Raw genomic sequence first — 22,563 nt, 5'->3', positions numbered from 1 at the left:
GCACCCGCGTCTCCGACCGCCGGCGACTCGCCCTCCGGCGACGCCGCGAAGCCGGGCGGCCCCCGTCCCGGTGCTCCGCGTCCGGGGAACAACCCGTTCGCGTCCTCGCAGGGCATGGGCCAGCGCCCGACCGGCACGCCGCGTCCGGGGAACAACCCGTTCGCAGCGGCTCAGGGCATGGGTCAGCGTCCGAACCCCAGCAACATCCCGCGTCCGCAGGCTCCGCGCCCCGGCTCGCCCCGTCCGGGCGTCGGACAGGGTCAGCGTCCCGGTGGCCCCGGTCGTCCGGGTGGCGCAGGTCGTCCCGCCGGTGGCGGCGGCTTCCGTCCCGGTGGCGCCGGTGGCGGCTTCCGTCCCGGTGGTGCCCCCGGTGGTGCACCAGCCGGTGGATTCGCGGGTCGCCCTGGTGGCGGCGGCGGTCGTGGTCGCGGACCCGGCGGTGGTACCGCAGGTGCCTTCGGTCGCGGTGGCGGCAAGAGCAAGGCACGTAAGTCGAAGCGGACGAAGAGGGCCGAATTCGAGCTGCGGGAAGCCCCGTCGCTCGGCGGCGTGAGCGTCCCCCGCGGCGACGGCAACACCATCATCCGTCTGCGTCGTGGCGCGTCCATCTCGGACTTCGCCGACAAGATCGACGCCAGCCCCGGCAACCTCGTCACCGTGCTGTTCCACCTCGGTGAGATGGCGACGGCGACGGAGTCGCTCGACGAGGCGACCTTTGACGTGCTCGGTTCCGAGCTCGGCTACAAGATCCAGATGGTCTCGCCCGAGGACGAGGACCGGGAGCTCCTCGAGGGCTTCGACATCGACCTCGACCAGGAGCTGGAGGACGAGTCCGACGAGGACCTCGCCATCCGTCCTCCCGTCGTCACCGTCATGGGTCACGTCGACCACGGTAAGACCCGCCTCCTCGACGCCATCCGCAACGCGAACGTCGTCGCCGGTGAGGCCGGTGGCATCACGCAGCACATCGGTGCGTACCAGGTCGTCGCGGAGCACGAGGGCATCGAGCGTCCGATCACCTTCATCGACACCCCTGGTCACGAGGCGTTCACCGCCATGCGTGCTCGTGGTGCGCAGGTCACCGACATCGCGATCCTCGTGGTCGCGGCCGACGACGGCATCATGCCGCAGACGGTGGAGGCCTTGAACCACGCGCAGGCGGCCAACGTGCCGATCGTCGTCGCGGTCAACAAGGTGGACAAGCCCGACGCCAACCCGGCCAAGGTGCGCCAGCAGCTGACCGAATACGGCCTCGTCGCCGAGGAGTACGGCGGAGACGTCATGTTCGTCGACGTCTCGGCTCGTGCCGGCACCGGCATCAAGGACCTCCTCGACGCCGTGCTGCTCACCGCGGACGCCGGTCTCGACCTGCGCGCCAACCCGAACAAGGATGCACGCGGTGTGGCCATCGAGGCCAAGCTCGACAAGGGCCGCGGTTCCGTCGCGACCGTCCTCATCCAGTCGGGTACGCTCCGCGTCGGTGACGCGATCGTCGCCGGTACCGCCTACGGCCGCGTCCGTGCGATGGTCGACGAGAACGGCGACACCGTCGCCGAGGCGGGTCCCTCGCGTCCCGTCCAGGTGCAGGGCCTCTCGAGTGTTCCTCGGGCCGGCGACACCTTCCTCGTCACCGAGGAGGACCGCACCGCGCGTCAGATCGCCGAGAAGCGTGAAGCCGCGGAGCGCAACGCCGCTCTGGCCAAGGCTCGCAAGCGCATCTCGCTCGAGGACTTCACCCGTGCACTCGAAGAGGGCAAGGTCGAGTCGCTCAACCTCATCATCAAGGGTGACGTCTCCGGTGCCGTCGAGGCACTCGAGGAGTCGCTGCTCAAGATCGACGTCGACGACAGCGTCCAGCTGCGGATCATCCACCGCGGTGTCGGTGCGGTCACCGAGTCCGACGTCAACCTCGCCACGATCGACAACGCGATCATCATCGGGTTCAACGTGCGCCCCGACCCGAAGGCCCGCGAGCGTGCGGCCCGTGAGGGTGTGGACGTCCGGTTCTACTCGGTCATCTACAACGCACTCGAGGACGTCGAGCAGAGCCTCACCGGCATGCTCAAGCCCGAGTACGAAGAGGTCCAGTCCGGTGTCGCCGAGATCCGCGAGGTGTTCCGTTCCTCCAAGTTCGGCAACATCGCGGGTGTCATCGTCCGCTCGGGCACGATCACGAGGAACGCCAAGGCGCGGGTCATCCGCGACGGCGTCGTGGTCGGCGACAGCCTGGCGATCGAATCGCTGCGTCGGTTCAAGGACGACGTCACCGAGGTGCGTACGGACTTCGAGGCCGGTATCGGTCTCGGCAAGTTCAACGACATCCAGATCGGTGACGAGATCGAGACGATCGAAATGAAGGAGAAGCCGCGCGGCTAGTCCGCTCGGCCGGTCCCCGTCGTCCTCCTCCGGGAGGGCGGCGGGGATTCCTGCTTGTATTGTGTGTGCAGCATCCGTCGGGCGGCCCTCCGCCCGACGGTCATCAGAGGAGGACGAGATGGCAGAGAACCCCAGGGCCCGCAAGTTGGCGGACCGCATCAAGGAAGTCATCGCCAAACGGCTCGACAAGGGCATCCGCGACCCGCGGCTCGGCTTCGTGACGATCACCGATGTACAGGTGACCGGCGACCTCCAGCACGCGAACGTGTTCTACACGGTGTACGGCTCCGACGAGGAACGCGCCGACACCTCGGCCGCGCTCGAGTCCGCCAAGGGCCTGTTGCGTGCCGAGATCGGCCGCAACATCAACACCCGGCTGACCCCGAGCCTCGACTTCTTCCTGGACGCGATCCCGGAGAACGCGCAGCACATCGAAGACCTGCTGCGCGAGGCGAAGAACCGCGACACCGAGGTGGCCGGGCTTGCCGCCGGTGCCGCCTACGCCGGCGACGAGGACCCCTACGTCAAGCCGCGCGACGTGGACGCCGAGGACTAGACACCTCGCACAACCCCTTCGACAGGCTCAGGGACCGGGATTCCTTCATCCGGTCACTGAGCCTGTCGACGACGGGATTCCTTCGTTCGGTCACTGAGCTTGTCGAAGTGCGGATTCCTTCGTTCGGTCACTGAGCTTGTCGAAGTGCGCCCTTCGACAGGCTCAGGGGCCGTTTGAGGCTGAGGGGCCGTTTGGGGTTGAGGGGCCGTTTGGGGCTCAGGGGCGGTTCGGGCTGAGGGGCCGCATAAGGCTCAGAGACCGGGCAGGGCTCAGGGACCGGTCAGTCGTGGGGGAGGGCGTACCCGCCGTCGACGCGCACCGCGAGGCGGTCGGCGACCAGTCCGGCGAGTGCGCGGTCGAACTGCTCGCCGTCGGGCCAGAGCGCCCGGAGCTCCTCGTCCGTCAGTGAGCGGTGGGTCGAGCGGAGCTCGGCCATGATGATGCCCCGGACCTGTCGGTCGCTGCCCGCGAACTGCTTCTGCTTCGTCTTGACCGGTCCGTCGTAGGCCGGGTATCCCGCCGCGCGCCACGCGCACACCTCGCGGAGCGGACACTCCTCGCACCGCGGGGCTCGAGCCGTGCAGACCACCGCGCCGATCTCCATCAACCCTGCGTTGAAGACGGCTGCCTCCGAGCGGGACTCCGGCAGGAGCGCCTCCATGGCGGGGAGGTCCGCCTTGGCGTTCGGTGGGCCGGGCTCGCCTTGGCCGCGGACGGCGCGGGCGATGACCCGTCGGGTGTTCGTGTCCACCACCGGGTGCCGGTCCCCATAGGCGAAGACGGCGACGGCGCGGGCGGTGTAGTCGCCGATGCCGGTGAGCGCCAGGAGCTGATCCACGTCCGACGGGACGATGCCGTCGTGCCGTTCGGCGATCTGGGTGGCCGCCGCATGGAGCCAGAGCGCTCGGCGCGGATAGCCGAGTCGGCCCCAGGCGCGGACGGCTTCGGCCGGTGGTTCGGCCGCCAGGTCGGCGGGCGTCGGCCAGCGCCCGAGCCACTCCTCGAGCCGCGGGATCACCCGGCTGACCTGCGTCTGCTGGAGCATGAACTCCGACACGAGCGTGCCCCAGGCGGGGAACCCCGGGCGTCGCCACGGGAGGTCGCGCGCGTTGGTGCGGAACCATCCCGTCACGAGCGGGGCGAGGTCGGAGGGTTCGGGCGGCACCGCACCAGCCTACGATCCGCGCGGGTAGGCTCGGCGCCATGAAGCTCGTCACGACACCACGGATCGAGTTGCTCCGGCAGCTGCGAGACCAGTTCCAGCGGGACTACCCACGAGGCCGCACCCTCATCGCGGTGGACGGCGTCAGCGGCTCCGGCACGGCGGCGTTCGCCGACGGACTGGCCGAGGTGTTCGACGAGGCCGGACGCGCGGTGTTCCGTGCCTCGATCGACGACTTCCACCGTCCTCGCGAGGAACGGTACGCGCGGGGGCGGGACTCGGCCGAGGGCTACTGGCTCGACTCGTTCGACTATTCGCTGTTCCGCCGGGTGCTCGTCGAACCCTTCCGACTGGCGGGCAGCGCCGGCTTCCAACTCGTCGGGTTCGACGAGCAGCGCGACGTCGGCGCTCCCTTGCGTTGGACGACCGGCCCGCAGGACGCCGTCCTCATCGTCGACGGCGTCTTCCTGAACCGTCCCGAGCTCCGCGGCCTCTGGCATGCGTCGGTCTGGCTCGACGTCCCGATGGCGACGGCCTACGAGCGGCTGCACGAGCGCCTCGGCGTCGACGGCGACCCGACGGCGCCGTCCAACGCGCGCTACGTGGGCGGGCAGGCGCTCTACCGCAAGGACGACGACCCGACCGCGCGGGCGACCGCCCTCGTGGACAACACGGACGAGCGGCACCCACGGCGGATCTTCGCCGACTTCTGCTGAGCGCCGCCGCCCAGGGGTGCTCCGGCCGCCCGGCGGTGCCGACCGCCGCTGGTACCGTTGCAAGGTGGTCGAGAACAGCACAGCAGCACCCGGGTCGGCGTCCGCCCGTCCCGGTATCCTCCTCATCGACAAACCGCAGGGGCACACCTCCCACGACGCGGTCGCCCGGGTGCGACGGATCGCCGGCACGCGCAAGGTGGGGCATGCGGGAACGCTCGATCCCATGGCCACCGGGCTGCTCGTGTTGGGCACGCGCTCGTCGACCCGACTGCTGACGTTCATCGTCGGTCTCGACAAGGAGTACACGGCGACCATCCGCCTCGGCGAGGCGACCTCCACCGACGACGCCGAAGGTGAGGTCACCGAGCGCGCCGACCAGGCCGCGGTGGCAGCGGTGGACGACGATGCGATCATCGCCGCGATCCGTCCGCTGACGGGCGACATCGAGCAGGTGCCGAGCACGGTGAGCGCCATCAAGGTGGGTGGGAAGCGCGCCTACGCCCTGGCCCGCGAGGGGATCGAGGTGGAGCTGAAGTCCCGTGCGGTCACCGTCAGTGCGTTCGACGTGCTGGCCATCCGTCGGGATGGTGCGGCCGTCGACGTCGACGTCCGGGTCGTCTGCTCCTCCGGCACCTACATCCGTGCCCTCGCCCGCGACCTGGGGGCTTCCCTCGGCGTCGGCGGCCATCTCACCGCGCTTCGCCGGACCCGGATCGGACCCTTCGACGTCACAGACGCGTCGACGATCGACGACCTCGACGTTGAGACGGCGCTGTTGCACCCGGCCGACGTCGCGAAGCGCCTGTTCGGTGCCCTCGAGCTCACGGAGCAGGAGGCGGTCGACCTCGGCCACGGGAAGCGGCTCGAACGCGAGCTGCCGGCCGGCCACACCGGTCCGATCGCCGCCCTCGCGCCGGACGGCAGACTGGTGGGGCTCGTCGAGCGCCGTGGCGGTTTGCTCAAGTCGGTCGTGAACTTCCCGGCGGAGGAATCGGCATGATCGAGTGGTTCACCCTCGCCCAGATCGCGGTCGCGGTCGTGGCCGGGCTCCTCTGCATCGTGCTCGGGTTCGCCGGGCGCGCGCCGAACGACCTGACGATGGGGGCGACGGCACTCGTCGAGGTCCTCCTCATCGCGCAACTGGTGGTGGCGATCGCCGCGCCCGCGTTCGGGAACACCGCCACGGGGAGTGTGCCCGAGTTCTACACCTACCTCGTCTCCGCGATGATCCTGCCGATCGCCGGCGGGTTCTGGGCGCTCGTCGAGCGCACCCGATGGTCGACGGTCGTCCTCGGCGTCGTCTGTCTCGCGATCGCGGTGATGCTCTACCGCATGGAGCAGATCTGGACCGTCCAGCTCGGCTGACCGTCGGCGCACCGACGGCGGTTGAGGACGACGGCACCGCAGCTCGCGTGACCGTCGCGAAGTGTCTGGGCGAGGGCCTGCGTCGCATAGAATCGTCGGGTCATGCCTCTCCCCACCACCGCTCCAGCCCGCCCACGCGTCCGTGGTGTCGGGGTCGTGCTCGTCGCCGTCTACGGCATCCTGGCGCTCGCCGCCACCGGCCGGTCCGTGGTGCAGATCACGACCAAGTTCGACGAGGCGCCACTGGCCTATCTGCTCTCGGCCGTCGCCGCGGTGGTGTACATCCTGGCGACCGTCTCGCTCGTCGCTCCAGGCGCCGTCTGGCGGCGGATCGCCTGGGCCACGATCTCCTTCGAGCTCGCCGGGGTCCTGATCGTCGGCTTGCTGAGCCTGCTCGATCCCGAGCTGTTCCCCCACGACACGGTCTGGTCCGGCTTCGGCCGCGGCTATGTCTACATCCCGCTCGTCCTCCCGGTCCTCGGACTGTGGTGGTTGGCCGGACATCGGCGTACCGGCAAATGATCACGTTCACCGAGCTCGACCAGGTCCCCGACGCGTTCGGACCGTCGGCCGTCACCATCGGCAAGTTCGACGGCGTCCACACGGGTCACCGTGCGGTCGTCGCCGCGCTCCTCGAGGAGGCCGCGGCAGCCGGTCTCAGCTCCGTCGCCGTCACCTTCGACCGCAACCCGCTGAGTCTCATCAACCCCGACCGCTGCCCGGCGTCGCTCGTGAGCAACGAGCAGAAGCTCGGTCTCCTGGCGGACGCCGGGGTCGACGCGGCCCTGCTGCTGCGCTTCGACCAGACACTGGCCCAGCTCACGCCGGAGGAGTTCGTCACCTCGATCCTCGTCGGAGCATTGCACGCCAGGACGGTGCTCGTCGGCGAAGACTTCCGTTTCGGCCATCGCGGCCTCGGAACAGTCGCCACGCTCGAGTCGTTCGGTGAGGTCTACGGCTTCTCCGTGCGCGTCGTCGACGACGTCCGTCCCGGCGGCGGGCGTCGGGTGTCGTCCACCTGGATCCGCGAACTCCTCGAGGAGGGTGACGTCCGCGAGGCGTCGCGACTCCTCGGTCGTCCGCCCGGTGTGCGGGGCGTCGTCGTCCACGGTGCCAAGCGTGGCCGGGAACTCGGCTTCCCGACCGCCAACCTGTCTCCCGATTCGCAGGGTCTCATCCCCGCGGACGGCGTGTACGCGGGTTGGCTGTTCTGGCGAGGACGTCGGTATCCGGCGGCGATCTCGGTCGGGAACAACCCGACCTTCGACGGCGTCCCGCAGAAGCAGGTCGAGGCCTACGTCCTCGACGAGACCGATCTCGACCTCTACGACGACGAGGTCGAGGTGCAGTTCGTCGAGCGCATCCGCGGCATGGTCGCGTTCACCGGGATCGAGCCGCTCATCGTGCAGATGACCGACGACGTCGAGCGCGCGCGCCGCATGCTGTCCTAGCCGACGCGCCGCGTCTCGGGGTGTCTCCGACGCGCATGAACGTGCCGATCGATAGGCTGGTGAACGCCCGTTCGGGCCACATCACCCGGGGGAATCCAACCATGCACTCACGTCTTCGTGTCCTGCCTGCGCTCGTCGCGGGTCTCCTGCTCCTCGTCGGCTGTGCGCCGCAAGCGGCTGCGCCGAGTGCCAGCCCGACGACGACCGCAACGTCGTCCACACCCACGGCGGCACCCGCGCCGGTGGCCTCGCGCGTCGTGATCGGCGCGGAGACCGTGGAGGTCGTCGCGGAGGACGACACGCTGATCGCCTCTGCGCGCTACTTCGACCCCGCCGCATCGCTCGTTGCAGCCCTCACGGCCGCGTTCGGCGCAGACCCCGTCGTCTCAGCCGATCCCGCTGGGAACGAGACCCCACCCGGCACCCGCTACACCTGGGGTGGCCTGGCCGTCGTCGAGAGCGACGTCGAGCAGAGCGAGCCGTACACCCCTGCGACGGTCGTGTTCGTCGAGTCCGCCGAGGAGTCGGGTGTCCGGATCGAGGTGGTCGGTGGCTACGCTGTGGGCGACGACACCGAAGCCGTGGCTGCGGAGGTCTCGGGTGCCGATGGAGCCGCACCGGAGGATGTCCAGCGCTACACCCTGCCTGGCGGTACGCCAGGGGTGTTCATCCGGGCCGACGTCACGCCCATCCCGCCGGTGGGGGACGAGCCGGGAGTCGAATCCCGGTCCTGGGCGGTCGGCGTGATCGGTTCGGACGCCGCACCGATCGAGCGTGTCGTGGCGCCGTCGCCGAACTGGGGCGCGTGACTCCCGAAACCCCGCCCCTGTGGCGGGGGAGGGCCCTCGCGCTCGTCGGTATCGTGCTGGTCGCGGCGAACCTCCGCACGGCCGTCACCTCGCTGTCGCCGATCTTCGCCGAGATCGACGGCGACATCGGCGTGGGGTCGGTCGGGCTGGGGCTCCTCGGGATGCTGCCGCCACTGTGCTTCGCCCTCTTCGGCGTCTTCACCCCGCGACTCGTGCGTCGGCTGCACCTCGAGCCGGTGCTGCTCATCGCACTCGGGTCGATCGTGGCCGGGCACCTCATGCGCTCGCTCGCCCCCGACTTCGCCGTCCTCGCGATCGGGAGTGCGCTCTGCTTCGCCGGGATCGGCATCGGCAACGTCGTGCTCCCACCGCTGGTCAAGAAGTACTTCCCCGACCGCGTCGGCCTCGTCACCTCCGTCTATGCGACGGTCCTGTCGGTCAGCACGTTCATCCCGCCGCTGATCGCCGTACCGGTCGCCGATGCGGCGGGGTGGCAGGTGTCGCTCGGGGTGTGGTCCATCGTCGCCATGCTCGCCGTGCTGCCCTGGATCACGCTCATCGTCCGGGAGCGTCGGGATGCCCGGGCCGCCGCCGCGACGGACCCCGAGATCGAGGAGGTGCCCCGCGCCGGGCGCGTGTTCGTCCACCGCTCGCCGATCTCGTGGGCCATCGCGGCGGTGTTCGCCACCTCGTCGCTGAACGCCTACGCGATGTTCACCTGGCTCCCGACCATCGTCGGTGACGTCGCCGGCGTCACCCCGGCCCAGGGTGGCCTGCTGCTCTCGCTCTTCTCCGCGATGGGTGTCCCGGCGAGCTTGATCGTCCCGATGCTCGTCGCGAGGCTGCGGAACGTAGCCGTCCTCGTCTACGTCGCGAGCGCGTGCTTCGTGCTCGGCTATCTCGGGCTGCTCCTGTGGCCGGCGACGCTCACGTGGCTGTGGGTGCTGCTGGCCGGGCTCGGCCCGCTGCTGTTCCCGCTCGCCCTCGTGCTCATCAACCTGCGGACGGCGACCCACGAGGGCGCGGTCGCCCTGAGCGGCTTCGTGCAGAGCGTCGGCTACACCCTCGGTGCACTCGGCCCCCTGGTCGTGAGCCTGTTGCACGCCGTGACCGGATCGTGGACCGTCCCGTTGCTGCTCCTGCTGGCCACGGGCGCGCTGTGCGCCATCGCCGGCCGGATCACCGGCCGACCGACGACGATCGAGGCAGACCTCGCAGCACGCGGTCGCTGACCGGTCTGTTTCGACCTCCGGACGGATCCCCGGCGGCGATGCGCATCCGCGCACCGGCCTCTGCTCATCTGAGCATGGGTACCAACAGGCGTTGTCCGGGTGGTGACGGCGTCCTAGGCTGGAGACGATCCGGAGGAGGCCCGAGGTGATCGAAAGCGACGAGCTGCTCGCGGTGCGCGCCGCGGAGCTGTACTACGACGAGACGAAGACCCAGGACGAGATCGGCGCGCTGCTCGGCATCACGCGGTGGAAGGTCGGTCGGCTCCTCGCCCAAGCCCGCGAACTCGGCTACATCCGCATCGAGATCGTGCACCCGCGCGCACGCCGCCTCCCACTCGAACGGGCGCTCCGCGAGCGCTTCGGACTCACGGACGCGGTCGTCGTGCCGAGTCCGAGTGACAGTGCAGACCTCCACGAACGCGTCGCGCGCGCGGCGGCCGACTACCTCGGTGCCATGCGACCGGTGCCGCGGACGCTCGGCGTGAGCTGGGGGAGGACACTCCGCGACATCGCCGACCACCTGTCCGACGGCTGGGCGACGGGGCTCTCCGTCGTGCAGATCAACGGCGGCGTGAGCCTCAACCAGCGCGTCGGCACCGCGGCCGCCACGGCTGCACGGATCGCCGAGAAGGGCCGTGGCGACGTCACCCTGCTCCCGAGCCCGGCGATCTTCGAGCGCCTGGAGACGAAGCTGAGCATCGAGTCGGACCGCACCGTCGCGGAGGTGCTCAGCACGGCCGCAGCGGCCGACACCTACCTGTACGGTGCCGGCGTGGCCGGACCGGACTCCGCCCTCGTCCACAGCGGTTACCTCACGGCCGCGGACGTCGACGTCCTGGTCGCACGTGGTGCCGTCGGCGATGTCGTCGGGCGCTACATCGACGCCGAGGGCATGATCGTCGACCCCACCCTCGACGAGCGCACGGTCGGGCTCGGACTCGAAGCGCTCCGGCGTGCCGGTCGCAGCATCGCGGTCATCGCCGGAGCCCAGAAGCACGCCGTCGCGAGAGCCGTCGTCAGCAGCGGCCTCTGCACCGTGCTCGTCACCGACGAGGCGACCGCGACGGCACTCCTCGCCGACCACGAACCATCATCCGCCAAGCAGCACACCCCGGAGCAGGAACTGCTCGGAAGGAACGCACCATGACCACTCCACCAGGCGACCTCGTGGCGAAGCCGACGGCGCTCGAACTCGTCGACGGCCCCGTCACCGACGCCAGCCTCAGACGCTACCTCGACGGCCTCGCGGGCGTCGACGCCGTCGGGCTCGAACAGCGCGCAGCGGACCTCGGCACGCGCTCGATCAAGACGACGTCGAAGGCCTGGGCCCTCGACCGCATCATCGAACTCATCGACCTCACCACCCTCGAGGGCGCCGACACCCCCGGCAAGGTGCGCTCCCTCGTGGCCAAGGCGATCACCCCGGACGCCGGGGATCCGTCCACCCCGCGCGTCGCCGCGGTCTGCGTCTACGGCGACATGGTGCCGTACGCCGTCGAGGCACTCGGCGCGGCGCACACGCAGCCGGGTGCGGCACACGACGCCGGTGGCATCAACGTCGCGGCGGTCGCGACGGCCTTCCCGAGCGGACGCGCCTCCCTCGCGGTCAAGCTGGCGGACACGGCCGACGCCGTCGACGCCGGAGCGGACGAGATCGACATGGTCATCGACCGGGGTGCGTTCCTCTCCGGCCGGTACGGCCAGGTCTTCGACGAGATCGTCGCGGTCAAGGAGGCCTGCCGTCGGAGCGACGGCACCTCGGCGCACCTCAAGGTCATCCTCGAGACCGGCGAGCTGAACACCTACGACAACGTGAAGCGCGCCTCCTGGCTCGCCATCCTCGCGGGCGGCGACTTCATCAAGACGTCCACCGGCAAGGTCGCGCCCGCCGCGACCCTCCCGGTGACCCTCCTCATGCTCGAGGTCGTCCGGGACTGGCACCGCCTCACCGGTGAGCAGATCGGTGTGAAGCCCGCCGGCGGCATCCGTTCCTCGAAGGACGCGATCAAGTACCTCGTGACCGTCGCGGAGACGGTCGGCGAGGAGTGGCTCCAGCCGCACCTGTTCCGATTCGGTGCCTCGAGCCTCCTCAACGACGTGCTCCTGCAGCGTCAGAAACTCACCACCGGCCACTACTCCGGCCCCGACTACGTCACCATCGACTAGGACATCATGAGCTTCCTCGAATACGCACCAGCCCCGGAGTCCACCTCCGTCCTCCACCTCCGTTCCGAGTACGGCCTCTTCATCGACGGGGAGTTCACCGAGGGCACGGGCGGGACCTTCCAGACGATCTCACCGAGCACCGAGCAGTCGATCGCGACGATCTCCGCGGCGAGTGACGCCGACGTCGATCGCGCCGTCACCGCCGCGCGGCGTGCCTACGACCGCGTGTGGTCGAAGCTGTCGGGCGCCGACCGCGGCAAGTACCTCTTCCGGATCGCGCGCCTCGTCCAGGAGCGCGCCCGCGAGCTCGCCGTGGCGGAGAGCCTCGACAACGGCAAGCCGATCAAGGAGTCCCGCGACGTCGACGTCCCGCTCGTCGCCGCCTGGTTCTTCTACTACGCCGGTTGGGCCGACAAGCTCGACTACGCGGGCCTCGGCGCGAACCCCCGTGCCCTCGGCGTGGCCGGGCAGGTCATCCCGTGGAACTTCCCGCTCCTCATGCTCGCGTGGAAGGTCGCACCGGCGCTCGCCGCCGGCAACACGGTCGTCATCAAGCCGGCCGAGACCACGCCGCTCACGGCACTCATCTTCGCTGAGATCCTCCAGCAGGCCGAGCTGCCGGCCGGTGTCGTGAACATCGTCACGGGTGCCGGAGCGACCGGCGCGGCGATCGTGCGCCACCCCGACGTCAACAAGGTCGCCTTCACCGGGTCGACCGCCGTCGGGCGCGAGATCGCGAAGACCATCGCCGGCAGCGACAAGCGCCTGACGCTCGAGCTCGGTGGCAAGGCCGCGAACATCGTGTTCGACGACGCACCGATCGACCAGGCCATCGAAGGCATCGTCAACGGCATCTTCTTCAACCAGGGTCACGTCTGCTGCGCCGGATCACGGCTCCTCGTCCAGGAGAGCATCCACGACGAGGTCGTCGACCGCTTGAAGAGCCGTCTGCAGACGCTGCGCGTCGGCGACCCGCTCGACAAGAACACGGATGTCGGCGCGATCAACTCGGCCGAGCAGTTGGCCCGCATCCGCGAGCTCTCGGACATCGGCGAGCTCGAAGGCGCCGAACGGTGGAGCCCGGACTGCGAGCTGCCCGAGAACGGGTTCTGGTTCGCGCCGACGATCTTCACGAACGTGTCCACCAGTCACCGGATCGCCCGCGAGGAGATCTTCGGGCCGGTCCTCTCGGTCATGTCCTTCCGGACGCCCGCGGAGGCCATCGCGAAGGCGAACAACACCCCGTACGGACTGTCGGCCGGGATCTGGAGCGACAAGGGCAGCCGGATCCTCGCGGTCGCGGACAAGCTCCGCGCCGGCGTCATCTGGGCGAACACCTTCAACCGGTTCGATCCAGCCAGCCCGTTCGGCGGGTACCAGGAGTCGGGGTACGGCCGCGAGGGTGGTCGCCACGGGCTCGGTGCCTACCTCGCGCCGGCCGGTTCCGCAGTGTCCGCCCCCACCGCAGCTCCCAAGGCTGCCAAGAAGGGAGCCCAGCGATGAGCCGGCTCACCATCCCGAAGACCTACAAGCTCGCCATCGGCGGCAAGTTCCCACGCAGCGAATCCGGAAGGACGTACGAGGTGACGAACGCCAAGGGGGAGTTCCTCGCGAACGCATCGCTCGCCTCGCGGAAGGACGCCCGCGACGCGGTGGTCGCCGCACGATCGGCGCTGGCCGGCTGGTCTGGTGCCACCGCCTACAACCGCGGGCAGGTGCTGTACCGTATCGCCGAGCTGCTCGAGGGTCGGCGGGCGCAGTTCATCGAGGAGATCGTCCAGGCTGAAGGCGTCTCGCAGGCGAAGGCCGCAGCACAGGTCGACGAGGCCATCGACCTCTGGGTCTGGTACGCGGGCTGGGCGGACAAGTACGTCCAGGTGGTCGGGGGAGCGAACCCCGTCTCGGGTCCGTACTTCAACCTCTCGGTTCCGGAGCCGACTGGCGTCGTCGCGCTCATCGCGCCGCAGGACTCGTCGCTCCTCGGATTCGTGAGCGTCGTCGCTCCAGCGCTGGTCGCGGGGAACACGACCGTCGTGATCGCGAGCGAGCGCCTGCCGCTCTCGTCGATCAGCCTCGCCGAGGTGCTCGCCACGAGTGACGTCCCCGGCGGTGTCGTGAACGTGCTGACCGGATCGCCGGCTGAGATGGCTCCGTGGCTCGCATCGCACGCCGACGTCAACGCGATCGACCTCGCCGGCGCCGGCGAGCTCGACTGGATCGAGCTCGAGGTCCTCGCGGCCGAGACGCTCAAGCGGGTGGTCCGCCCGAACGGTTCCCGGGGCTCGGTCCCCGCGAGTCTCGACCGGATCACCGCGTTCACCGAGGTGAAGACCGTCTGGCACACGAAGGCGCTCCTCTAGCGGATCGCAACGCCCACGGGGTGCTTGCACAGCGGCGCCCGGCTGTACAGCCGGGCGCCGCTGTCGTCGACGCGTCGTAACGTTGCATCCATGACCGAATCATCGACTCCGAAGCGCGTGCTCGTCACGGGTGCCACCGGCTACATCGGCGGGCGGCTCGTGCCGCGGCTGCTGGAGGCCGGGTACACGGTCCGGGTGCTCGTGCGCTCGCCGCAGAAGCTCACCGACGTGCCCTGGCGCGATCAGGTGGAGGTCGTCGAGGGTGATCTCGGTGACGCGGCTCAGGTCGCATTGGCCTGCGTGGACGTCGACGTCGTCTACTACCTCGTGCACTCCATGGGCGGCAAGGGCGACTTCGAGCAGACGGAGCTCGACGCCGCCGAGCACGTGGCCGCCGGCGCTGCCGCGGCAGGGGTGTCGCGCATCGTCTACCTCGGTGGCCTGCACCCCGAGGGCGTCGAGCTGTCGAAGCACCTGCGGTCCCGCACCGAGGTCGGGCGGATCCTGCTCGCCTCGGGCGTTCCGACGATCGTCCTGCAGGCCGGCGTGGTCATCGGTTCGGGATCGACCTCCTTCGAGATGATCCGCCATCTGACGGACATCCTGCCGTACATGCCGGCACCGCGCTGGGTCCGGAACTTCATCCAGCCGATCGCGGTCCGTGACGTCCTGCACTACCTGCTGGCGAGCGCCGAGGTCGACCGCGACGTGAACCGGGCCTTCGACATCGGCGGCCCCGACGTCCTCCGGTACGGACAGATGATGAACGGCTATGCGGTCGAGGCCGGCCTCCCGCAGCGCCCGATCGCGCCGCTCCCGGTCCTCACCCCGTGGTTGGCCTCGCAGTGGGTGAACCTCGTGACCCCGATCCCGCGCCGGCTCGCGTCGCCGATCATCGAGTCGCTGCTCGTCGACTGCGTCATGGGCGACCACGACATCGACGCGGTCATCCCGCCGCCGGAGGGCGGTCTGACGGGGTACCGACGCGCGGTGCGCCTCGCGCTGCAGCGCATGCGCGACGGTGAGGTCGAGACCTCCTGGCGGAACGCGACCGTGGACGGCGCGCCGAGCGACCCGCTGCCGAGCGACCCCGACTGGGCCGGACACACCGTCTACATCGATCTCAAGGAACGGAAGACCTCCGCGAGCGCCGACCGTCTCTTCTCGGTGATCGAGTCCATCGGCGGCGAGAACGGTTGGTACTCCTTCCCGTTGGCGTGGGCGATCCGTGGCTGGATGGACAAGCTCGTCGGTGGTGTCGGGTTGCGACGTGGTCGCGACGATCCGCAGCACCTGAGCGTCGGGGACGCCCTCGACTTCTGGCGCGTGGAGTACCTCGAACGCGGTCGGATGTTGCGCCTGCGCGCCGAGATGCGCGTGCCCGGTCTGGCATGGCTCGAGATGAGCGCGACCCCGGTCGGCGACGGCTCGGTCTACCGGCAGCGCGCCGTCTTCTTCCCGAAGGGGCTCGGCGGACGCCTCTACTGGTTCGCGATCCTGCCCTTCCACGGGATCATCTTCAACGGGATGGCGAACCGCATCACGGAGGCGGCGGTCGCGCTGCCGTCCGAGACCTCGGCCCAGCGGAAGAGCCGGGTTGGCCCGGTGTCTCCCGAGGAGCACGACGCAGTGGACTCCGCAGAGGCGGACATGCAGGCCTCCCGACCCACGCCGGAGGCCGCGAAGTAGCGTGGGCGTATGAGCGAACCCACCGTCGTCACCGTCACCGGAGCCGGAGGCCAGATCGGCTACTCCCTGCTCTTCCGCATCGCGTCAGGTCAGCTGCTGGGGCCGGATCGGCCCGTCGTCCTGCGCCTGCTCGAGATCCCGCAGGGTCTCGGAGCGGCCGAGGGGACGGCATTGGAACTGCAGGACTGCGCGTTCCCGCTCCTGGCGGGGGTCGAGGCGACGACCGAGATGTCGCGCGCCTTCGACGGGGTGGACGTCGCCCTGCTCGTCGGTGCCCGTCCACGTGGTCCGGGCATGGAGCGAGCCGACCTCCTCGCGGCCAACGGCGGGATCTTCGCACCGCAGGGCGCGGCGATCGGAGCCGGCGCGGCCGACGACGTGCGCGTCCTGGTGGTGGGCAACCCGGCCAACACGAACGCACTCATCGCGCAGTCGGCGGCAGGCGGGGTGCCGGCCGAACGGTTCACCGCCCTGACCCGACTCGACCACAACCGTGCCGTCGCGCAGTTGGCCGCCAAGACCGGCGCACCCGTGTCCGAGATCGACGGCGTCGTGATCTGGGGCAACCACTCGGCGACCCAGGTGCCGGACCTCTCCCACGCGACGGTCGGAGGTCGTCCGGCCCTCGAACTCGTCGACGAGGAGTGGATCGCCGACGAGTTCATCCCACGGGTGGCGAAGCGCGGTGCGGAGATCATCGCGGTGCGCGGCTCGTCGTCCGCCGCCTCGGCCGCTGCCGCCGCCATCGACCACGTGCATGACTGGGTGAACGGCACGGCGATCCCGGGCCGGCCGGAACGCTGGACCTCCGTGGCGCTTCCGTCGGAGGGCTGGTACGGCGTGCCGGAGGGGCTCGTGAGTTCGTTCCCGGCCCGCTCGGTCGACGGACGCTGGGAGGTGGTCGAGGGGCTCGACGTCGCGCCCGTCTGGCAGCGCCGCATCGACGCCTCCGTGGCGGAACTCGAGGAGGAGCGGGCGGCGGTGCGGGCGCTCGACCTGCTCGGCTGACCCGGCGATCGCGTCCCGCGGACGGTTGCAAGGGGTACCCCCTGGGGGTATAGTGAAGGCTCCGATCCACTGAGGAGGACGCATGTCCGAAACCACCGCAACCACCACCTACCGGGTCGACGGCATGACCTGCGCGCACTGCGTGTCCGCCGTTACGACCGAGCTCTCCGCGCTCTCCGGCGTCGACGGGGTCGCCGTGGATCTCGACGCGGGGACGGTCACGGTCTCGGGTGCCTCATCGGCCGACGAGGCGGCCATCGGTGCCGGTGTCCAGGAAGCCGGCTACACCCTCGTGGGTCGTCGCTGATGAGCGCTCCACTCATCCAGCTCGACCTCGACATCGAGGGCATGACCTGCGCGAGTTGCGTGGCACGCGTCGAGAAGCGGCTGACCGCGCTCGACGGTGTCGAGGCGCAGGTCAACCTCGCGACCGAACGGGCGACGGTGACCGCGCCCTCCACCGTCACCGCGGACGAGCTGGTCGCGGCCGTCGCGAAGGCCGGCTACACGGCGACGGTGCGTCCGCCCGCTGACGAACGCGCCGCGGCGAACCGGGAGCAGACTCCGACGTCGGGACCGCCGTCGGACCCCTCGGCGACCGTGACGACGCTCCGTACCCGCCTCGTCGTCAGTGCGGTGCTGGCGTTGCCCGTCGTGCTGCTCGCGATGATCCCCGCCTGGCAGTTCGACCACTGGCAGTGGCTCTCGCTGACCCTCGCGACGCCGGTCGTCTTCTGGGGTGGGTACCCGTTCCACCGGGCGACGTTCGTGACGCTGCGGCACGGCTCGGTGACGATGGACACCCTCATCACGCTCGGGACGGGGGCCGCGTACCTGTGGTCCGTCTGGGCGCTCTTCTTCGGCATGGCCGGGATGACGGGCATGCGGCACGAGTTCACCTTCTTCGCACCCGACGCCGACCCGTCGAGCGCGCTGTACCTCGAGGTGGCCGCCGGCGTGACCGTCTTCCTGCTCGCCGGCCGCCTCATCGAGCAGCGGTCGAAGCGTGCCGCCGGCGAGGCACTCCGCGACCTCATGACGCTGGGCGCCTCCGAGGTCTCCGTGCTCCGGCACCGTGCGCCGGACCCCACCGACCTCATGGCGCCCACCCGCACCGAGGAACGTATCCCGATCGAGCAGCTGCTCGTCGGAGACCACTTCCTCGTGCGTCCCGGCGAGTCCGTCGCCACCGACGGAATCGTCGTCGAGGGGGCGGCGAGTGTCGACGAGAGTCTCGTGACGGGGGAGTCCGTCCCGGTCGAGCTCACGGCAGGCTCGCGGGTCATCGGTGGCACGATCGCACGCGGCGGCAGTCTCGTCGTGCGGGCGACGGCCGTCGGCGCCGAGACGCAGCTGGCGCGCATGGCTCAGGCGGTCGAGGCGGCGCAGCTCGGGAAGAGCCGGGTCCAACGGCTCGCCGACCGCGTCTCGAGCGTGTTCGTCCCGGTCGTCCTGGTGATCACCCTCGGCACCGCCATCGTGTGGGCGCTCACCGGCTCGACCATGGAGGCGGCGTTCACCGCCGCGGTCGCCGTCCTCATCATCGCCTGCCCGTGTGCGCTGGGACTCGCGACCCCGGTGGCCCTCCTCGTCGGGACGGGGCGTGGCGCGCAGCTCGGCATCCTCATCGCCGGACCGGAGGCGCTCGAGCGGGCGAGCGGCATCGACCGCATCCTGCTCGACAAGACGGGGACCGTCACGTCCGGGCGGATGAGCGTCAGGGAGGTCTGGGCGGCCGGTGCGACGGACGAGGTGCTCGCGCTCGGCGCGGCGCTCGAAGCGGCATCCGAGCACCCCATCGCCGAGGCGATCGTCGCGGAAGCGACCCGCCGCGATGCAGCTCGTCCGGTGGTCTCGGACTTCGCGAGCCTCGAGGGTCTCGGCGTCACCGGCACGATCAACGGCGGAAGCGTGCTGGCCGGACGTCCCGCCTTCGCGGAGGACCAGGGCTTCCGCATCGGGCCGGACGCGGCGAGCGCCCTGGCTGCAGCCGCGGAGCGTGCGAGCACCGTGGTGGTCGTCGCCTGGGACGGCGAGGTCCGCGGCGTCGTCGAGGTCGCCGACACCGTGAAGCCGGAGGCCCGCGCCGCCATCGGACGTGCCGTGTCCCGGGGGATGACACCGGTGCTCCTCACCGGCGACAACGCGGCCGTCGCAGCGCGGGTCGCGGCCGAGGTCGGGATCACCGAGGTGATCGCCGACGCGAGCCCCTCCGACAAGGTCGCCGCCGTCGAACGGCTCCAGTCGGCGGGTCACCGCGTCGCGATGATCGGCGACGGGGTGAACGACGCCGCGGCGATCGCCACGGCCGATCTCGGGATCGCCATGGGGACGGGCACGGATGCGGCCAAGGGTGCAGCCGACCTCAGCATCGTCTCCGGTTCCCTCGCCACGGCGATCGACGCCGTGCGGCTCTCCCGACGGACGCTCGGGATCATCCGCGGCAACCTGTTCTGGGCGTTCGCGTACAACGTGGCGGCGATCCCGCTCGCCGCCCTCGGCCTCCTCAACCCGATGATCGCGGGTGCGGCGATGGCGTTCTCCAGCGTGTTCGTCGTGCTCAACAGCCTGCGCCTCCGCCGGTTCCGTCCGGCCGCCTGAGGTTACCCGTCGACCGGCGGGCTGCGGCGGATACACTGTCCGCAGAACCGGTCGACGTGGATGGGTGGTGGTGAGGTGTCCAGTCCGTGGCTGGCGGCCCCGGCGCGTGCCGAAGCGCAGCGCGGACTCGTCCGACGGCTTGTCCGCGAGTCGTGGGAACGGTCGATGGGCCGTCATCTCGACCCGGACAACCTCATGCCGGAGCTCGCCTTCGACGAGGACGAGTTGCGCGACCATCGGCTCGGACACCCGCTCGCCGGCGTCCTCCCGGTGATCACCAAGCTGCTGGTCAACGACGCGGACGACGACTCCGGCATGCTCGTCGCGGTGGGCGACGCCATGGGCAGACTGCTCTGGGTGGACGGGGACCGCCATCTGCGGCGACGGGCGGAGGGCATGCTCTTCGTCGAGGGTGCCGGGTGGTCGGAGCGGGAGGTGGGGACGAGCGCACCGGGCACCGCGCTCGAACTCGACCACGGCATCCAGATCCACGCGGCCGAGCACTTCAACCGCCTCGTGCACCCGTGGAGTTGCACGGCCGTCCCGGTGCACGATCCCGAGACCCGGCAGATCATCGGCGTGATCGACATCACCGGTGGCCCGCAGGCGGTCGCCTCGCATGCACTGCCGCTCATGGAGGCGACCGCGGCCGCCGTCGAGTCCGAGATCATGGTGCAGCGGCTGCGCGCGGTCGCCGACCGTCGGTTCGCCGGTCGCCCACGCACGGACACACCCCGCCGGACGACCACGGTGCGGCCCGGCCTGCAGGTGCTCGGCCGTGACACCGGCCTGCTGGTCGGACACGGGGCGAGCCGCCCGACCGAACTCAGCCGACGGCACGCCGAGATCCTGACCCTGCTGGCCTGGCACCACCAGGGCCTCAGCGCCGACGCGCTCGCCGGGCTGCTCTACGACGCGGACGAGGCGTCGGTCACCCTCCGGGCGGAGCTCGTCCGGCTGCGGAAGGTGCTCGGCGGGACCGCGCCGACACTCGTGCCGGCCTCGCGGCCGTACCGGCTCACCACCCCGCTCCAGCTCGACGCCCACCAGGTGCTGTCCCTTCTCGACCGCGGCGCCCACCGCGCAGCGCTCGCCGCGTACCCGGGTCCGCTCCTGCCGGACTCCACCGCCCCCGGTGTCATCGACCTCCGCGACCGGGTCGCGACGCGCCTCCGCGAGGCGATGCTGACCGACGCCTCGGCGGACCTGCTGCACGACTACATCCGGACCGCGGCCGCGCCCGACGACGTCGAGGTCCTGCACGCCTGCCTCCGACTGCTGCCGCCGCGGTCACCGAAGCGTGCTGGCCTCGTCGCCCGCATCGAGGCGATCGACGCCGACCTCTCGGCGTCCTGACGGCCGATCCGGTCCGCGGTCCTCGACGCAACCTCCTGCAACCTCCGGCCGACTAGCGTCGACGGCACGCACCTGAGCGGTGCGACACCGACAACGTCGTCGACAAGGAGTGACATGACCGTCTACGCCAACCCGGGTACCGAAGGTGCCGTGTTCAGCTACGCCCCCCACTACGACCACTTCATCGGGGGCGAGTACGTCCCGCCCGCGAACGGTCAGTACTTCGAGAACCAGACCCCGGTCACCGGAGCCGTGTTCACCGAGATCGCCCGAGGCACCGCGGCCGACGTGGACCGAGCGGTCGAGGCGGGATGGAAAGCGTTCCCCGCCTGGTCGAAGACGAGCGTCGCCGAGCGCGCGGTGATCCTCAATCGCATCGCCGACCGCATGGAGGAGCACCTCGAGGAGATCGCCGTCGCCGAGAGTTGGGAGAACGGCAAGCCGGTCCGCGAGACCCTGGCCGCCGACATCCCCTTGGCGATCGACCACTTCCGGTACTTCGCCGGGGCGATCCGTGCGCAGGAGGGCGGCATCTCGGAACTCGACCATGACACGGTCGCCTACCACTTCCACGAACCGCTCGGCGTCGTCGGACAGATCATCCCCTGGAACTTCCCGATCCTCATGGCCGTGTGGAAGCTCGCACCGGCGCTCGCAGCAGGCAACTGCGTCGTGCTGAAGCCGGCCGAGCAGACCCCGGCGTCGATCCACCTCATCGTCGACCTCGTGAAGGACCTGCTGCCGGCCGGGGTGCTCAACGTCGTCAACGGCTTCGGCATCGAGGCCGGCGCCCCGCTGGCCTCCCACCCGCGGATCCGGAAGATCGCGTTCACCGGTGAGACCACGACCGGTCGCCTGATCATGCAGTACGCGAGCGAGAACCTCATCCCGGTGACGCTGGAGCTCGGCGGCAAGAGCCCGAACGTGTTCTTCGAGGACGTGGCGCGCGAGCACGACCAGTACTACGAGAAGGCGCAGGAGGGCTTCACGATGTTCGCCCTGAACCAGGGCGAGGTCTGCACCTGCCCGAGTCGGGCGCTCGTCCAGCGTTCCATCTACGACGGCTTCGTGGGCGACGCGCTGGCCCGCATCGGCAAGATCAAGCAGGGTAATCCGCTCGACACGGACACGATGATCGGTGCCCAGGCGTCGAACGACCAGCTCGAGAAGATCCTCTCCTACATGGACATCGGCAAGCAGGGCGGCGCGAAGCTGCTCATCGGCGGCGAGCGCGCCGACCTCGGCGGTGAGTTGAGCGGCGGGTTCTACGTCCAGCCGACCGTCTTCGAGGGGACGAACGACATGCGGATCTTCCAGGAGGAGATCTTCGGGCCCGTGCTCGCGCTCACGAGCTTCGCCGACTACGACGAGGCGATCTCCATCGCGAACGACACCCTCTACGGCCTCGGCGCCGGTGTGTGGAGCCGTGAGGCGACGACGCTGTACCGGGCCGGGCGGGCCATCGAGGCGGGACGCGTCTGGTCGAACACCTACCACCAGTACCCGGCGCACGCGGCGTTCGGCGGGTACAAGCAGTCGGGCATCGGCCGGGAGAACCACAAGATGATGCTCGACCACTACCAGCAGACGAAGAACCTGCTCGTGAGCTACGCGGAGGGGCCGATGGGCTTCTTCTGATCGACATCCCCGGTCCCTGAGCCCCCATCCGGTCCCTGAGTCCCCATCCGGTCCCTGAGCCTGTCGAAGGGCGCCCTT

20 protein-coding genes are annotated in these 22,563 nt (G+C 70.2%); 19 read left to right on the top strand and 1 reads right to left on the bottom strand.

The window, feature by feature from the left end; all coding sequences use genetic code 11:
• Both infB and rbfA read left to right on the top strand, forming a co-directional pair.
• Positions 1-2,376, top strand: a 2,376-nt coding sequence (gene infB / locus IFT89_RS10195) for a translation initiation factor IF-2 (protein WP_202938869.1), incomplete at its 5' end; no start/stop codon positions are given.
• 118 nt (positions 2,377-2,494) lie between these two features.
• Entirely contained in the window at positions 2,495-2,932 is a 438-nt protein-coding gene (gene rbfA / locus IFT89_RS10190) for a 30S ribosome-binding factor RbfA (protein ID WP_079707157.1), read from the top strand.
• Between the two features lie 280 nt (positions 2,933-3,212).
• On the opposite strand, the gene IFT89_RS10185 is transcribed toward rbfA, so the two are convergent.
• Positions 3,213-4,097, bottom strand: coding sequence for an A/G-specific adenine glycosylase (locus tag IFT89_RS10185; RefSeq protein WP_307783492.1), 885 nt, complete (start codon positions 4,095-4,097; stop codon positions 3,213-3,215).
• Positions 4,098-4,135: 38 nt separating this feature from the next.
• On the opposite strand from IFT89_RS10185, the gene IFT89_RS10180 reads away from it, so the two are divergent.
• From IFT89_RS10180 to exaC, 17 genes are all read left to right on the top strand, one after another.
• Complete coding sequence (locus IFT89_RS10180; RefSeq protein ID WP_137243271.1) at positions 4,136-4,810, top strand: uridine kinase; 675 nt, start codon at positions 4,136-4,138, stop codon at positions 4,808-4,810.
• A 64-nt stretch (positions 4,811-4,874) separates the two neighbouring features.
• On the top strand, positions 4,875-5,810 hold the full coding sequence (truB, locus tag IFT89_RS10175; protein WP_202938868.1) for a tRNA pseudouridine(55) synthase TruB: 936 nt from the start codon (positions 4,875-4,877) through the stop codon (positions 5,808-5,810).
• Positions 5,807-6,175 (top strand): hypothetical protein, encoded by a 369-nt coding sequence (locus IFT89_RS10170; RefSeq protein ID WP_064294504.1) that lies wholly within the window; start codon positions 5,807-5,809, stop codon positions 6,173-6,175. Before truB ends, IFT89_RS10170 begins: the two co-directional genes overlap by 4 nt.
• A 102-nt stretch (positions 6,176-6,277) precedes the next feature.
• Complete coding sequence (locus tag IFT89_RS10165; RefSeq protein ID WP_064294503.1) at positions 6,278-6,697, top strand: hypothetical protein; 420 nt, start codon at positions 6,278-6,280, stop codon at positions 6,695-6,697.
• Positions 6,694-7,626: a bifunctional riboflavin kinase/FAD synthetase gene (locus IFT89_RS10160; RefSeq protein ID WP_079707151.1), complete on the top strand. Its 933-nt coding sequence runs from the start codon at positions 6,694-6,696 to the stop codon at positions 7,624-7,626. Before IFT89_RS10165 ends, IFT89_RS10160 begins: the two co-directional genes overlap by 4 nt.
• A gap of 101 nt (positions 7,627-7,727) precedes the next feature.
• Positions 7,728-8,435 carry a hypothetical protein gene (locus tag IFT89_RS10155; protein ID WP_202938867.1) on the top strand — a complete coding sequence of 236 codons (708 nt, stop codon included), beginning with the start codon at positions 7,728-7,730 and terminating at the stop codon, positions 8,433-8,435.
• Complete coding sequence (locus IFT89_RS10150; protein ID WP_307783491.1) at positions 8,432-9,667, top strand: MFS transporter; 1,236 nt, start codon at positions 8,432-8,434, stop codon at positions 9,665-9,667. Before IFT89_RS10155 ends, IFT89_RS10150 begins: the two co-directional genes overlap by 4 nt.
• Before the next feature lie 145 nt (positions 9,668-9,812).
• Complete coding sequence (locus IFT89_RS10145) at positions 9,813-10,814, top strand: sugar-binding transcriptional regulator (RefSeq protein WP_137243268.1); 1,002 nt, start codon at positions 9,813-9,815, stop codon at positions 10,812-10,814.
• Positions 10,811-11,833, top strand: coding sequence for a deoxyribose-phosphate aldolase (deoC, locus tag IFT89_RS10140; protein ID WP_071262338.1), 1,023 nt, complete (start codon positions 10,811-10,813; stop codon positions 11,831-11,833). The genes IFT89_RS10145 and deoC overlap by 4 nt, the downstream gene beginning before the upstream one ends.
• Before the next feature lie 6 nt (positions 11,834-11,839).
• Positions 11,840-13,336 carry an aldehyde dehydrogenase family protein gene (locus IFT89_RS10135; protein ID WP_124769557.1) on the top strand — a complete coding sequence of 499 codons (1,497 nt, stop codon included), beginning with the start codon at positions 11,840-11,842 and terminating at the stop codon, positions 13,334-13,336.
• Positions 13,333-14,193 (top strand): aldehyde dehydrogenase family protein, encoded by an 861-nt coding sequence (locus tag IFT89_RS10130; RefSeq protein WP_202938866.1) that lies wholly within the window; start codon positions 13,333-13,335, stop codon positions 14,191-14,193. Before IFT89_RS10135 ends, IFT89_RS10130 begins: the two co-directional genes overlap by 4 nt.
• 90 nt (positions 14,194-14,283) lie before the next feature.
• Entirely contained in the window at positions 14,284-15,882 is a 1,599-nt protein-coding gene (locus tag IFT89_RS10125) for an SDR family oxidoreductase (protein WP_202938865.1), read from the top strand.
• Positions 15,883-15,891: 9 nt separating this feature from the next.
• The gene (locus IFT89_RS10120) at positions 15,892-16,890 is read left to right on the top strand and encodes a malate dehydrogenase (protein ID WP_191941373.1); all 999 of its coding nucleotides are present in this window, start codon (positions 15,892-15,894) and stop codon (positions 16,888-16,890) included.
• Between the two features lie 82 nt (positions 16,891-16,972).
• On the top strand, positions 16,973-17,197 hold the full coding sequence (locus tag IFT89_RS10115) for a heavy-metal-associated domain-containing protein (RefSeq protein WP_137243265.1): 225 nt from the start codon (positions 16,973-16,975) through the stop codon (positions 17,195-17,197).
• The gene (locus IFT89_RS10110) at positions 17,197-19,491 is read left to right on the top strand and encodes a heavy metal translocating P-type ATPase (RefSeq protein ID WP_202938864.1); all 2,295 of its coding nucleotides are present in this window, start codon (positions 17,197-17,199) and stop codon (positions 19,489-19,491) included. The genes IFT89_RS10115 and IFT89_RS10110 overlap by 1 nt, the downstream gene beginning before the upstream one ends.
• 165 nt (positions 19,492-19,656) lie before the next feature.
• Positions 19,657-20,847: a GAF domain-containing protein gene (locus IFT89_RS10105; protein WP_161578599.1), complete on the top strand. Its 1,191-nt coding sequence runs from the start codon at positions 19,657-19,659 to the stop codon at positions 20,845-20,847.
• A gap of 114 nt (positions 20,848-20,961) precedes the next feature.
• Positions 20,962-22,485, top strand: a complete 1,524-nt coding sequence (exaC, locus tag IFT89_RS10100) for an acetaldehyde dehydrogenase ExaC (protein WP_202938863.1) — start codon at positions 20,962-20,964, stop codon at positions 22,483-22,485.
• The last annotated feature ends 78 nt before the right edge of the window (positions 22,486-22,563 follow it).

It is taken from the genome of Plantibacter sp. CFBP 13570, from assembly GCF_014841395.1.
In the GTDB taxonomy this organism is placed as follows: Bacteria; Actinomycetota; Actinomycetes; order Actinomycetales; family Microbacteriaceae; genus Plantibacter; species Plantibacter auratus.
This window is presented reverse-complemented; position numbering and strand designations above follow the sequence as displayed.